Genomic DNA, 13369 nt, shown 5'->3' on the forward strand with positions numbered 1-13369 from the left:
GGGGGCTGTCGGCCCCCCAGACCCCCCGAGGATATTTGGGCTTGGAAGATGGGGGTTTCCATTTCGATATTGTTTCGGCAGGTTTTGCCGCAACGGGAGGAATGGATGGATATATCAAAAGCAGTGGCCATTGTGACGGGGGGCGCATCCGGTCTGGGGGCGGCGACGGCGCAGGCCTTTGTGGCGGCCGGGGCGCAGGTCACGATCTTTGACCGCGATCCGGCGGGTGCGGACTTTGCAGCACAGATCGGCGCGGGGTTCGCGCAGGTCGATGTGACCGATGAGGCCAGCGTTGCGGCGGGTCTGGATCAGGTCACGGGCCTGAATGTCGCGGTGAATTGCGCAGGGATCGCCACGGCGGAAAAGACGCTGGGCCGCGACGGGCCGCATCGGCAGGACAGCTTTGCGCGCACGATCGATATCAATCTGTGTGGGACGTTCAACGTGGCGCGGTTGGCCGCAGCGCGCATGACGCAAGGTGGCGTGATCATCAACACGGCCTCTGTTGCGGCCTTCGACGGGCAAAAGGGACAGGCGGCCTATGCCGCGTCCAAGGCGGGTATTGCAGGCCTGTCCTTGCCCATGGCACGTGATCTGGGGCGCAATGGCATCCGTGTGATGGCCATCGCACCGGGGATTTTCCGCACGCCGATGCTCGAATCACTGGGCGAGGAGGTGATGGCGGGGCTGGCCCGGGATGTGATCCACCCGGCGCGCCTTGGCGATCCGGCGGAATTTGCAGCCCTGGCGCGGTTCATCGTGGAATGTGACTACCTCAACGGCACCACGATCCGGCTGGACGGCGCGTTGCGGATGCCGTGATCAGCCGGCGGCTTTTTCTTCCAGCACCAGCCATTCATCCTCGGCATCGGACAGCTGCATCTGGCGGGCGATCAGCGCGTCGGTGGCTTTGGCGAATTTGACCGGATTGTCGGTGAAAAGTGCGGGATCAGCGAGCAGTTCTTCCAGCTTGCCGATTTCCGCCGTCAGGGTCGCGATCAGCGCTGGCAATGCGTCGAGCCTGTGCTTTTCGGTGAAACTCAGCCCGCCGCCGGATTTCTTCTCGGCGGGTTTGTCCTTTTTGGCCAATGGCTTGGTGGCCGTAGCTGATTCTGTGAAATCGCCGCCGCGCTGGTCGCGGTAATCCGACCAGCCGCCGGGATAGACGACGGCCTGCCCGTTGCCTTCCATCGCGATGGTTGTTGTCGCCACGCGGTCAAGGAAATCGCGGTCGTGGCTGACCAGCAGCACGGTGCCGTCGTAATCGCCCAGAATGTCCTGCAACAGATCGAGCGTTTCGATGTCGAGATCGTTGGTCGGTTCGTCCAGCACCAGAAGGTTGCTTTCCCGCGCCATCAACCGTGCGAGCAAGAGCCGCGCCTTTTCACCGCCCGAGAGCGAGCGGACAGGCGCGCGCGCCTGCGCCTCGTCGAACAGGAATTCCTTGAGGTATCCGACGACATGTTTCGGCGTGCCGCGCACCATGATCTGGTCGGATTTGCCGGACACCCCCAGTTCGGGATCGTTGGCCAGATTTTCCCACAGGGTCATGTCCTGGTTCAGCGCCGCGCGGGTCTGATCGAACACCGCGATGTCAAGCTTGGTGCCGAGTTTCACCTGCCCCGCATCAGGTTCAACTTGCCCCAGCAACATCTTGATAAGGGTTGTTTTTCCAACACCGTTTGGCCCGACAAAGGCGATCCTGTCGCCGCGCTGCACGGTCAGGTCCAGCCCCTGCACGATGCTTTTGCCGTCAAAGGCTTTGGTCAGCCCGAAACATTCCACGACCTTGCGGCCTGATGTAGACCCGCCATCAAACGCCATCGCCGCCGTGCCTTGGCGGCGGATCTGGCCTGCCTTTTCGGCGCGCAGGTCCTGCAACGCGCGCAGACGCCCCTGGTTGCGGGTGCGGCGAGCAGAGATGCCTTCGACGGCCCAGCGGGCCTCGGCCTTGATCTTGCGGTTGAGTTTGTGGCGCTGCTGGTCTTCTTCTTCCCAGATCTTGCCGCGCCATTCCTCGAAGGCATCGAATCCCTGTTCGGCGCGGCGCACCGCACCCCGGTCGATCCAGAGCGTCGCGCGGGTCAGCGCACGCAAAAAAGCGCGGTCGTGGCTGATCAGCACAAAAGCGGCGCGGGTCTGTTTAAGCTCGTTTTCCAGCCAGGCGATGGCTTCGATATCCAGATGGTTCGTCGGCTCGTCGAGCAGCATCAATTCGGGGGCTTCGGCCATCAGCTTGGCCAGTGCCGCGCGGCGGCGTTCCCCGCCAGATGCGGTCGCGACAGCACCTGCGGGGTCGAATTTCAGCCCTTCGGCGACCATGTCGACCTTGTAGGATTCCTCGGGCGGCAGACCGCTGGCTGCGTAATCGCCCAAGGTGGCGAACCCCTTCATCTCGGGGTCCTGCTCCATATAACCGACCTGCACGCCGGGCGAGGCCACGCGCGTGCCGCTGTCGGGCAGCACAAGGCCCGCCATCACCTTCATCAGGGTGGATTTGCCCGATCCGTTGCGCCCGACAAGGGCCACACGGTCGCCCGGCTGGATCACCAGCGAGAGGTCGGCAAAAACGGGATCGCCGCCAAAGGTCAGGGCGATATCGGAAATCTGGAGAAGGGGTGCGCGTGCCATGTCCGCCTGCTATTGCGTGGCTTGCGCCAGTGCAAGGGGTTTCAGCGCGCACCCATCACGGCGCGCAAGGCGCGCGCGCGTGCAGGTGGGACGGCCGCAATATCAAGGCAGGTGAACACATGCAGCGTGTTCATCTGCCGGTCCACGACCGCATGATCGCCGACCCAGCCACCCATCGCGAGGTAGGAGCGCAACAGCGACGGCAAAGGGGCTGTGCCGTCTCCCTGCCCGTTCAACGCCACAACCTCGCGCGCCTTGATGCCGGGGCGCAGCGGCGCAGGCCCCTGATGCTGGGCCGCCAGCCGCGCAAAGGCCGCGCCATAGCGCGCGGGATCGGTGCCCGTGAAACTGGTGCAGCCGAACAGGGTCTGCACGCCCGCCTCGTCCACAATACCTGCCAGCGCACCCCAGGCCACACGCACCACATCGGCATCCAGCACGTCGGCCGCGATGCAGAACCGCCCCAGTTCGAGCAACGGGCCGGGCTGGGCGGTCAGGCCCGAGAGGTCGTAGAACTGCGCCGCATAGCTTTGCGCCAGATCCGCGCCCTGCCCGATCAAGAGGATGCGCGCAGCAGCGACCAGTCGGCCTGCCGCATCCTCGATCATCAGATGACGGCAGCGCGCATCAAAGGCATCGCGGTCCAGACCGGCGTGGCCGAAAAAGCAGGCGTGCCGCAGGCGCTGGCAGGCCGCCAGATCGTCGGGCGTTGCCGCCAGTCGGGCACGATACCGGCCGATTTCGAATGCGATTGTCATGGCCTGCCTTGGCGATAGGGGTCTTGCACCCTACCTTATGCACAAGACCGGAAAAAGGAATATGACATGGATAAAATCATCAAGACCGATGCCGAATGGCGCGAACAATTGTCCGATCTGGCCTTCAAGGTCACGCGCAAACATGGCACCGAACGCGCAGGCACCCATGAGAATTTCCCAAAGGACCCCGGCACGTATATGTGCGTCTGCTGCGGCGCGCCGTTGTTCGATCAGGGTGCCAAGTTCGAAAGCGGCACCGGCTGGCCGTCGTTCTATGAACCGCTCTCGCCCGAGCAGGTCGGGGAATCGGTGGATCGCGGGTTCTTTATGACGCGGACAGAGGTGCATTGCGCCCGCTGCGACGCGCATCTGGGGCATGTGTTCCCAGATGGGCCAGCGCCCACGGGGCTGCGGTATTGCATGAACGGGGTGGCGCTGACGTTTGAACCTGCGGATTAAAGATCGCCGCCGCCGTCGTCCGCACCTAGCAGCGTACCAGCGTCGACCCGGCCGAACGAGCCAAGAAGCTGTTCCAGCACGCCCACGTCCTCGATCCCGTCATCGGTGACGCGGCGGTCAAGCTGCACGACGCGCCCGTCCTCCAGCGTGTAGCGGATGACGTTGCGCACGCGGTCGCTGGCGTCAAAGCTGACGGCGATGACGGTGCGGTCCACCTCTTGCGGGGCGAAGGGGCCGATGCGGTCGAACTGGCTGGCGACGTAGTAGATCGTGTCGTTCCGCAACCCGCCATCCGATGTGGGCGGGCCGAACAGGGTCACGACATCGCTGCGGGTGGATTGCCCGACCTGCACCTGCGCGAGTTCGCGCGCATCGGGGGCGAAGCCGTGGAAACGGGTCATCGGTGTGCAGGCCGAAACCGCCACGACCGCCAGCACAAAACCCGATACCCGCAGGCTGTCGCGCAGTTTGGTCATGTTCATGTGAGGCCCCTTGCTTTGGCATCTGATGCCTTTTATCCCCACTACATCACCGCCCGCCCCTGTTCAAGAATGGAAGCAGCCTTGCCCCAGATGCCACAATCACTCTTGCGTTTGGCAGACCTTGCCGCGTCACGCGGCACCAGCTTTGCGCTGACGCCAGATGCCGACGACCGCACCGCCATCGCGGACACTTTGGGGATCGTGGGCATCAAGAAGCTGCGTTTCGAAGGGAACCTGACCCCGCAAGGGCGCAAGGACTGGGTGCTGACGGCGCAGCTGGGGGCGACGGTGGTGCAGGATTGCGTCGTCACGCTCGACCCTGTCACGACCCGGATCGACGAGGCGGTGACGCGTCAATATCTGGCCGACCTGCCCGAAACGACCGGCACAGAGGTCGAGATGCCAGAGGATGACACGCTCGAACCCCTGCCCGACAGCATCGACCTTTATGCCGTGCTGACCGAGGCTCTGGCGCTGGCCTTGCCGCTATATCCGCGCGCCGACGGGGCCGAACTGGGCCAGGTCGTCTATACCCGCAAGGGTGTTGCGCCTTTGACAGACGAGGCGGCACGCCCCTTTGCAGGCCTTGGCGCGTTGCGCGACAGCCTGAAAAACAAGGACGATTGACCGCTTTTCCACCACCCCGAAAAGGGGTTGCGCCGCGCGGGAATCGCAGTATGTTCGCGGCCTCTTTCATACAGCGTCTCGACAGGGCTGCCAGATTGGCGTAGGACCCCCGACAGATGCACAAATCAGGGCCGCGTGCCCGTCTATCATAGGGTTCCGTCATGGCCGTCCAGCAGAATAAAGTTTCCAAATCCCGCCGCAACAACCGGCGCGCGCACGACTCTCTTGTCGCTGCAAACCCCAACGAATGCGACAACTGCGGGGAAATGAAGCGTCCGCACCATGTGTGCCCGTCCTGCGGCCATTACGCGACACGTGAAGTCGTCGCCAACACGACCGAGGTCGATCTGGACGAAGACGCAGCATAAGCTGTAACGCAGGCACAACAGCATGATACAGCGCCAGACGGGACCAGTCTCGACATCGGCCAATGTGCTTTCTGTTGATGCCATGGGTGGCGACAAAGGGCCTGCAACGGTGGTTGCGGGCCTTTCTAAGTTTCTGAGCGCCACACCCAACGCCCATGCGCTGCTGCACGGCCCCAAGGCCGAACTGGACCCGCTGGTCGCCGCTTACAAGATCGCGGACCGCGTGACCGTCCATGACGCAAGCGATGTGGTCAAGATGTCGGACAAGCCCAGCCATGTGCTGCGGCATGGCAAGCGCACGTCCATGTGGTCCGCCATCGACGCGGTGCGCGACGGGCAGGCCGCGGTTTGCGTCAGTTGCGGCAATACCGGCGGGTTGATGGCCCTGTCGATGCTCCGCCTGCGCAAGGCCGAAGGTGTCAACCGCCCCGCCATCGCCTGTCTGTGGCCGTCGCGCAACCCCGCCGGGTTCAACGTGATGCTGGATGCCGGTGCCGATATCCGGGCCGATCAGGATGACCTTTTGACCTATGCGTTGATGGGCGCGTCCTATGCCCGCAACGGTCTGGACATCGCCCGCCCGCGCGTGGGGCTGCTGAACGTGGGCACCGAAGAACACAAGGGCCGCGCCGAACTGAAGGTCGCGCATGAATTGATCGCGCGCGCGGCCGAAAAGGGCGAATTCGACTATGTAGGCTTCGTCGAGGGCGGCGATTTGCCGTCCAACAAGGTCGATGTGATCGTCACCGACGGGTTCACCGGCAATGTCGCGCTGAAAACCGGCGAAGGCACCGCGACATTGATCAGCGAATTGCTGCGCGGGGCGATGATGGGCAATCCGCTGTCGATGATGGGTGCGCTGCTGGCGGGGGGATCGCTGCGCCGGTTGCGCAAACGGATCGACCCGCGCCGTGTGAACGGCGGCGTGTTTCTGGGGCTGAACCAGACCGTCATCAAAAGCCATGGATCGGCGGACGAAACGGGTGTCGCCGCAGCCCTGCATCTGGCCTATCGGCTGGCGCAGACCGGCTTTTCGGACAAACTGGCGGCACGGGTTGCATCCGCCGCCGCACTTGCCCAAGATCAGGGCCAAGAAGGTGCTGCCGATACGGTCGACACCAAGACAGGCAAGTAGAAATGACACGTCGCGCAGTGGTCAAGGGAATCGGGCATTATCTTCCCGAACGTATTGTTCCCAATAGCGAATTCGAAAAGACTCTGGAGACGACCGACGAATGGATCAAGGCGCGGTCCGGCATCGAACGCCGCCATTTCGCAGCCTCTGGCGAGACGACATCCGATCTGGCCACCCATGCCGCCAAAGCAGCCCTTGCGTCGGCCGGCATGGCCGCAAGCGAGATCGACGCCATCGTTCTGGCCACATCGACCGCCGACCTGACATTTCCGTCGGCGGCCACGATGGTGCAGCATGCGATTGGCAACACCACTGGCTATGCCTTTGATATCCAAGCGGTTTGCGCGGGTTTCGTCTATGCCCTGTCCACCGCCAACGCGCTGATCACATCCGGTCAGGCGCAGAGTGTCATGGTCATCGGGGCCGAAACCTTCAGCAAGATCATGGACTGGACCGACCGGTCGACATGCGTTTTGTTCGGAGACGGCGCGGGTGCTTTGATCCTGTCGGCCGAAGATGGCGACGGCAGCACTGCGGATCGCGGCATTCTGTCGACGGATCTGAACTCTGACGGACGTTACCGTGACCTGCTGTATGTCGATGGCGGCGTCTCCACGCAGAACACCGGCATGTTGCGCATGGAAGGCAAGGAAGTCTTCCGCCACGCCGTCGAAAAACTGGCCGCGACCGCCGATACCGCGCTGCACAAGGTCGGGCTGACCGCCGATGACGTGACATGGGTCGTGCCGCATCAGGCCAATATCCGGATCATTCAGGCCACCGCGAAAAAGCTCGGCGTCGGCATGGACCGCGTGGTCGTCACCGTGCAGGACCATGGCAATACATCCGCCGCCTCGATCCCGCTGGCGCTGTCGGTGGGTGTGGCCAACGGCCAGATCAAGCGCGGCGATCTGGTCGTGACAGAGGCCATCGGCGGCGGTCTGGCCTGGGGGTCGGTCGTGCTGCGCTGGTAGGGTGAAAGCACGCGCTGAACCGGCTTTGCCAAGTCCTTGTTATTGACTCTGAAATTGCTCCGCGCCAATGTTAGCGCGAATTGGCGAGGGGATGAGGTATGGCGGACAAGACTTTGACACGCATGGACCTGGCGGACGCTGTCCATAGTGAGGTGGGGCTGTCGCGCAATGACAGCGCTGATCTGGTGGAAAGCGTGCTGACGCATGTTTCCGATTCGCTGGTGGCGGGGGATACCGTCAAGATTTCGTCCTTCGGGACGTTTTCGGTCCGCGAAAAGGCCGCCCGCGTGGGGCGCAACCCCAAGACCGGCGAAGAAGTCCCGATCCATCCCCGCCGCGTGCTGACATTCAGGCCATCGCATCTGATGAAGGATCGCGTCGCGGCCGGAAACAAGACCTGAGCCATGGCCAAAGCCCGCGAAGCCTTTCGCACGATTTCCGAAGTCGCGGAATGGCTCGACACCCCGACCCATGTGCTGCGATTCTGGGAAACCAAGTTCAGCCAGATCCGGCCCGTCAAGGGCGCGGGTGGGCGGCGGTATTACCGCCCCAGCGACATGGACCTGCTGGGCGGCATCAAGCAATTGCTGCATGAAGACGGGGTGACGATCAAGGGCACCCAGAAGCTCTTGCGCGAGAAGGGCGTGAAATACGTGGCCTCACTCGGGCCGAGTGTCACAGCTGAGATCGCGGCGGATATCCAAGACGCGACGCCGGTGGCCGCGCCCGCCGCCACGCCGCAGGCGGCAGAGCCCGCGCCCGTGGTACCGCGTCCCGCGCAGACGGCCTTGCCATTCGATGACGTGCCGGTGCCACCGCGCCGCGATCCGGTCTTTGCCGAACCGCCGCGCGAACTGCCCGATGTGCCTGCCCGCCTGATCGGCCGCGCGCCTGTGCACCCTGCGGCTTTGAAGGCGCACGCGGCGCGCATCGCGCCGATGCTGGCCCGTCTGGATGCGGTGCGTGACCGGATGCGCCACGCCTGAGCGGCGGTTGCTCCAAGACGTTTTCTGGCCTCCGGCGGGGATATTTAGGCTCAGAAGATGATGCTTTTCGGGCTTGTTCCCGCCCCAGATTCCAGTATGAACACGCCTAGTCGGGCTATAGCGCAGCCTGGTAGCGCGTCCGTCTGGGGGACGGAAGGTCGCAGGTTCGAGTCCTGCTAGCCCGACCAATCATAACCGCCCGCTTGCGTTTGCGCGCAGCGGGCGTTTTGATGTCTGGCAGGTGCCAAGGGGATGATTTTCATGCAAAACGGCGTTCTGGCAGACCATCAGATCCGCGCGATGATCGCCACGGGCGCGATCCGTGCGGACGCGCCCATCGATGCAGGCCAGATCCAGCCTGCCTCGCTTGATCTGCGCTTGGGCGCTGTCGCCTACCGTGTGCGCGCGTCGTTTCTGGCGGGTCGCCAGCGCAGGGTGGCCGAACGGCTCGCGGATTTCCAGATGCATGCCATCGACCTGACAGGCGGGGCCGTGCTGGAAAAAGGCTGCGTCTATGTGGTGCCCTTGATGGAAAGCCTGTCCTTGCCGCAGGGGATGACGGGGGCGGCTTCGGCGAAGTCATCCATCGGGCGGTTGGACCTGCTGACGCGGATCATCACCGATCACGGCGTCGAATTCGACCGTGTGCCCGCGGGCTATGACGGCCCGCTTTATGTCGAGATTTGCCCGCGGTCTTTTTCGGTCGTGGCCCAGCCGGGGCAGATGCTGAACCAGATCATCTTTCGTCAGGGCAAGACCATCATGTCCGATGACGACCTGCGCGCGCTGCATGGCACCACACCCATCGTGTCGGGTGATCCGATGATTTCGGACGGTTTGGGCTTTTCCGTCGATCTGCGCCCCGAGGCGGGCAATCTGGTCGGTTACCGCGCCAAGCCGCATACGGGCGTGATCGATCTGGGCAAGCTCAACCATTACGACCCCGCCGAATTCTGGGAACCGGTGCATACCGATACCGGCTGGATCATCCTTGATCCCGGCGCGTTCTATATCCTTGTCAGCCGCGAGGCGATTGTCATCCCGCCGATGCAGGCTGCCGAAATGGCGCCCTATCTGGCCATGGTGGGCGAATTCCGCGTGCATTACGCGGGCTTTTTCGACCCCGGTTTCGGCTACGCCGCCGCAGGAGGGGCCGGATCACGCGGGGTGCTGGAGGTGCGCTGCCACGAGGCGCCATTTGTGCTGGAACACGGGCAAGTCGTGGGGCGGCTGGTTTACGAGCATATGGCCGCCCTGCCCGAGGCTTTGTACGGGCAGGCGATCAAGTCGAACTATCAAGGACAGGGATTGAAGCTGTCCAAGCATTTCAAACCTAGCGCATGAAGCGGCGCAGCAGGCGCATGCCCTGCTGCAACTGCTTGGACTGACCGGCACCCGGGGCCTGTTTGCCCGTCTGCCCGCCGCGTTTGGACAGCATCTGCATGCCTTTGCCGATCCCGCGGTTCATCACCTGCCGGACGACCATGTTGATCACGCGGTTCATGTTCATCGTTCCATCCTTTCACCCACCATGCGCGCAACATAGGGCAGCACGCTCAATCTTCAAAGAGCTCGGACTGGCCTGCATCGGCACTGTCATCCTCGGTCTCGCCCAAGGGGACGGTGCCGGGTGGCGGGCGGTTTTCGAGCAGACCTGCCCCGCGCAATTCCTTGAGCCCCGGCAGGTCGCGGGCGTTTTCCAGACCGAAATGGTCAAGGAAACCTTGCGTCACTACAAAGGTCACGGGCCGGCCCGGTGTCATCTTGCGCCGCCCGAACCTGATCCATTCCATTTCGATCAGCTGGTCGATGGTGCCGCGACTGACGCTGACGCCGCGGATTTCCTCGATCTCGGCGCGCGTCACCGGCTGGTGATAGGCAACGATGGCCAGCGTTTCGATGGCCGCGCGTGACAATTTGCGGGTTTCGACGATTTCCTTTTGCATCAGGAACCCAAGGTCCGGCGCCGTGCGGATCGCCCAGGCATCGCCGATGCGCACCACGTTGACGCCGCGCCCTTCGTAGCGTTTGCGCAAATAGGCCAGCGCCTCGGCAGGGTCGCAGCCATGCGGCATCCGCCCGATCAGGTCCTGCACGGTGACGGGGTCGGCGGTGGCGAACAGGATCGCCTCGACCATGCGTTCCTGTTCGCCCATGGGGGGTGCGTCGAACAGGCTGTCGTTTTGCGGTTTAGCCATTGCGCGGTTCTTTCTTGCGAATCTGGATCGGCGCAAAGGTGTCGCCTTGCCGGATTTCGATCTTGCCTTCCTTGGCCAGTTCCAGCGACGCGGCGAATGTCGCCGCCGTGGTCGACCGCCTGCGTTGCGGATCGGCGTCCCAGCCATCTGGCAGATAGCTGGAAATATCCGTCCAGTCACCGGCAAAGCCAATGAGGTGCCGCATCCGTTCCAGCGCCTGTTCCATCGTCATCACATGCTGCCGGTCCAGCACGAAGGGACGGAAATCGTCGCGCGTGCGGATGCGCGCATAGCCCTGCATCAGATCAAGCAAGGTCGCGGTATAGCTGATCCGGCGGACACGCTGCACGTCTTCGGTGATGCCGCGCGCGAAAAAATCGCGGCTCAGTTGATCGCGCGCCATCAGTTTCGCTGCCGCCTCGCGCATGGCGGCCAGCCGTTCCAGCTGGAAGGCCAGATGTGCGGCCAGTTCCTCGCCCGATGGTCCGGCCTCGCGCGGGTCGGGCGGCAGCAGGAGCCGTGATTTGAGGAAGGCGAGCCAGGCCGCCATCACAAGGTAATCGGCGGCCAGTTCCAGCCGCAGCGCCTTGGCCTGTTCGACGAAGGCCAGATATTGCTGTGCCAATGCCAGAATGGAAATCTGGCGCAGATCGACCTTTTGGGTGCGCGACAGTGTCAGCAGCAGATCGAGCGGCCCTTCAAAGGCACCGACATCGACGATCAGCGCCTCGGCGGCAACGCGGGCGCTGATACGGTCGGTATCTTCCTCAAATTCATCGGGCTGCATTGGACCTCACGCCATAAGCGCTTCAAATTCGGCCTCTAGCGCTGCGATGTCAATCTTTTCAGGCGGCTTGCGCAGGGCCAAGGCGCGGTCGGCGCGGATTATCGCCTGAGGCGACAAGGCGCCGGCGGCCTTGGCCACGTCGGCCATTTCCTGCGCGTCACCGTTGCAATGCAGGATCAGGTCGCAGCCTGCGCCGACGGCGGCAAGGCTGCGGTCGGTCACGGTGCCCGCCAGCGCCTGCATCGACAGATCATCGGTCATCAGCAGCCCGTCGAACCCGATCTGGTCGCGGATCACCTGCATCATCACGGGCGAGGTCGTCGCGGGCCGGTCAGGATCAAGCGCGTCGAAGACGATATGCGCGGTCATGCCCAAGGGCAGGTCACGCAAGGCCGCGAAGGGTGCGAAATCATGGGCGGTCAGGTCGTCCACGCTCGCGCTCACACGCGGCAGGGCCAGATGGCTGTCGGCCTGCGCGCGCCCGTGACCGGGGATGTGTTTCAGCACGGGCAGGACGCCGCCTGCCAACAGGCCATCAGCACAGGCGCGCGCGGCGGCGACGACCGTGGGCACGTCCCACCCGTAAAGCCGGTTTTGCAGGAATGGATGGGTCGCATCCTCGGCCACATCGGCCAGGGGGGCGCAGTTGACGTCGATGCCGACGGACAGCAGGTCCCGTGCGATCAGCCGGTAGCGCAGCCATTGCGCGCGAAGGGGGTCAGACGCGCGGGCCATCTGGTCGAGCGCGGGCAGATAGTCGCGCCAAAGGGGGCTGCGCATCCGCTGCACGCGCCCGCCCTCTTGGTCGATCAGGATCGGTGCGGCGCGGCCCAGGACATCGCGCAAATCGCCGGTCAGGCGGCGCAATTGGTCGGGGGTGTCGATGTTGCGGGCGAACAGGATGAAACCCCAAGGGTCCGCATCACGGAAAAACCCGCGCTCCCATGCTGTCACCTCCAGTGCGGCTGGGCCAAAGATCGCCGCTGTCTGGGTCACTTAATTGACCACGACCGCGATGCATTCCGCGCCTTCGGCCTGCAAGGCGGCGCAGAACCGGCGGGCATCGTCGCGATCGGAAAAGCCGCTGGCGCGGAGACGGTACCATGTGCCGCTGCTTTGGGTGCTGACCTGTACCACACGTTCGCGCCCGTTCATCAGCGCGCCAAAGCGGGATTCAAGCCGTGCCCATTCTTCCGCCGCCAAGGCGGGGGTCGAGAACGCGCCCAACTGCACAAGGTCGGTGCCGGTCGCAAAGCTGGCGGTGGTGACCGCGACTTCGGAGGTATTCGCGGGGGCGGCCGGCGCGGATGTATTTGCAGTGGCGGCGGGCGCGGCTGCCGCGCGCAGCGAGGCCGGGCGCAGGACCGGACGCAGCGATACGGACACGCCGGGCACAGACGCCGACACGCGGTCCATCGCAGCAACTTCTGTGGCGTCGTCAGCTTCGGTGATTTCGGCGACCATGGCCAGCACATCCTCGACCGTGGCACCCATGTTCTGCGCGGGGGTCGAGATCTGGGTGGCATCAGGCAGCACGGCCACGGGCAGCATCGTTTCGTCGCCCACATCATCAAGAGCCGTCATCGGGAAGGCTTCGAGGTCTTCGCGCGCCAGACCCGGCCCGCGCGGCGCCAGGACCAAGCGGTCTTCGGGGGCGGCAGCTTCGCCCATCGCGACAAGTTCGTTGACGGACAGCCCTGCGTGACGGGCGATATCGCCACCCGGATCGTCAGGCAGCACGCGCATGTCGCCTTCCATGGCGCGCACCACGGGAATACCCGTCACGTCACGCATGATCAGCTTATAGCCCCAATAGCCAATGCCGATCATCAGCGACAAGGATACCAGCGCACCAAGGACATTCATCCATGATTGCACGCGCCCATTGCCCGATCTCGGGGCTTGCCCCTGCTCGTATATCGCCATCAATGCCTCACTGCCCGCGCCGTTTGCGGCTTGTCGGG

17 protein-coding genes and 1 tRNA gene are annotated in these 13369 nt (G+C 63.9%); 10 read left to right on the plus strand and 8 right to left on the minus strand.

Annotation, left to right across the window (positions count from 1 at the left end):
• The first annotated feature begins 105 nt into the window (after positions 1-105).
• Positions 106-822, plus strand: coding sequence for an SDR family NAD(P)-dependent oxidoreductase (locus H147_RS0102540; RefSeq protein WP_019953769.1), 717 nt, complete (start codon positions 106-108; stop codon positions 820-822).
• Here the strand turns inward: H147_RS0102540 and H147_RS0102545 are convergent, their stop codons facing one another.
• Entirely contained in the window at positions 823-2631 is a 1809-nt protein-coding gene (locus tag H147_RS0102545; RefSeq protein ID WP_019953770.1) for an ABC-F family ATP-binding cassette domain-containing protein, read from the minus strand.
• A 41-nt stretch (positions 2632-2672) separates the two neighbouring features.
• Positions 2673-3389: a GNAT family N-acetyltransferase gene (locus H147_RS0102550; protein ID WP_019953771.1), complete on the minus strand. Its 717-nt coding sequence runs from the start codon at positions 3387-3389 to the stop codon at positions 2673-2675.
• Between the two features lie 66 nt (positions 3390-3455).
• Between H147_RS0102550 and msrB the strand changes: the two genes are divergently transcribed.
• On the plus strand, positions 3456-3848 hold the full coding sequence (gene msrB, locus H147_RS0102555; RefSeq protein WP_019953772.1) for a peptide-methionine (R)-S-oxide reductase MsrB: 393 nt from the start codon (positions 3456-3458) through the stop codon (positions 3846-3848).
• Here the strand turns inward: msrB and H147_RS0102560 are convergent.
• Positions 3845-4330, minus strand: a complete 486-nt coding sequence (locus H147_RS0102560; RefSeq protein WP_019953773.1) for an outer membrane protein assembly factor BamE — start codon at positions 4328-4330, stop codon at positions 3845-3847. The genes msrB and H147_RS0102560 overlap by 4 nt on opposite strands.
• A 90-nt stretch (positions 4331-4420) precedes the next feature.
• On the opposite strand from H147_RS0102560, the gene H147_RS0102565 reads away from it, so the two are divergent.
• From H147_RS0102565 to H147_RS0102600, 8 genes are all read left to right on the plus strand, one after another.
• The gene (locus H147_RS0102565; RefSeq protein WP_043699306.1) at positions 4421-4957 is read left to right on the plus strand and encodes a YceD family protein; all 537 of its coding nucleotides are present in this window, start codon (positions 4421-4423) and stop codon (positions 4955-4957) included.
• Positions 4958-5118: 161 nt separating this feature from the next.
• The gene (gene rpmF, locus H147_RS19245; RefSeq protein ID WP_019953775.1) at positions 5119-5325 is read left to right on the plus strand and encodes a 50S ribosomal protein L32; all 207 of its coding nucleotides are present in this window, start codon (positions 5119-5121) and stop codon (positions 5323-5325) included.
• Positions 5326-5347: 22 nt separating this feature from the next.
• A complete protein-coding gene (plsX, locus tag H147_RS19250) occupies positions 5348-6460 on the plus strand; it encodes a phosphate acyltransferase PlsX (RefSeq protein ID WP_043699284.1) in 1113 nt (370 codons plus the stop codon).
• Between the two features lie 2 nt (positions 6461-6462).
• Positions 6463-7434 (plus strand): beta-ketoacyl-ACP synthase III, encoded by a 972-nt coding sequence (locus H147_RS0102580; RefSeq protein WP_019953777.1) that lies wholly within the window; start codon positions 6463-6465, stop codon positions 7432-7434.
• Positions 7435-7532: 98 nt separating this feature from the next.
• Positions 7533-7835, plus strand: a complete 303-nt coding sequence (gene ihfA / locus H147_RS0102585; protein WP_019953778.1) for an integration host factor subunit alpha — start codon at positions 7533-7535, stop codon at positions 7833-7835.
• A gap of 3 nt (positions 7836-7838) precedes the next feature.
• Positions 7839-8420, plus strand: a complete 582-nt coding sequence (locus H147_RS0102590) for a MerR family transcriptional regulator (protein WP_019953779.1) — start codon at positions 7839-7841, stop codon at positions 8418-8420.
• A 111-nt stretch (positions 8421-8531) separates the two neighbouring features.
• Positions 8532-8608: transfer RNA gene (locus H147_RS0102595), tRNA-Pro, on the plus strand.
• 73 nt (positions 8609-8681) lie between these two features.
• Complete coding sequence (locus H147_RS0102600; RefSeq protein ID WP_026352187.1) at positions 8682-9764, plus strand: 2'-deoxycytidine 5'-triphosphate deaminase; 1083 nt, start codon at positions 8682-8684, stop codon at positions 9762-9764.
• On the opposite strand, the gene H147_RS21140 is transcribed toward H147_RS0102600, so the two are convergent.
• Genes H147_RS21140 through H147_RS0102625 form a run of 5 tightly spaced genes read right to left on the minus strand, consistent with a single transcriptional unit; the run spans position 9754 to position 13331 of the window.
• Positions 9754-9930 (minus strand): hypothetical protein, encoded by a 177-nt coding sequence (locus H147_RS21140; protein WP_019953781.1) that lies wholly within the window; start codon positions 9928-9930, stop codon positions 9754-9756. The genes H147_RS0102600 and H147_RS21140 overlap by 11 nt on opposite strands.
• A gap of 46 nt (positions 9931-9976) precedes the next feature.
• Positions 9977-10618, minus strand: coding sequence for an SMC-Scp complex subunit ScpB (scpB, locus tag H147_RS0102610; RefSeq protein ID WP_019953782.1), 642 nt, complete (start codon positions 10616-10618; stop codon positions 9977-9979).
• Entirely contained in the window at positions 10611-11405 is a 795-nt protein-coding gene (locus H147_RS0102615) for a segregation and condensation protein A (protein WP_019953783.1), read from the minus strand. Before H147_RS0102615 ends, scpB begins: the two co-directional genes overlap by 8 nt.
• 6 nt (positions 11406-11411) lie before the next feature.
• Positions 11412-12401 carry a glycoside hydrolase family 3 N-terminal domain-containing protein gene (locus H147_RS0102620; protein ID WP_019953784.1) on the minus strand — a complete coding sequence of 330 codons (990 nt, stop codon included), beginning with the start codon at positions 12399-12401 and terminating at the stop codon, positions 11412-11414.
• Positions 12402-13331 (minus strand): SPOR domain-containing protein, encoded by a 930-nt coding sequence (locus tag H147_RS0102625; RefSeq protein ID WP_026352188.1) that lies wholly within the window; start codon positions 13329-13331, stop codon positions 12402-12404. It lies immediately after the preceding gene.
• Between the last annotated feature and the right edge of the window lie 38 nt (positions 13332-13369).

It is taken from the genome of Yoonia vestfoldensis DSM 16212 (genome assembly GCF_000382265.1).
GTDB lineage: Bacteria > Pseudomonadota > Alphaproteobacteria > Rhodobacterales > Rhodobacteraceae > Yoonia > Yoonia vestfoldensis.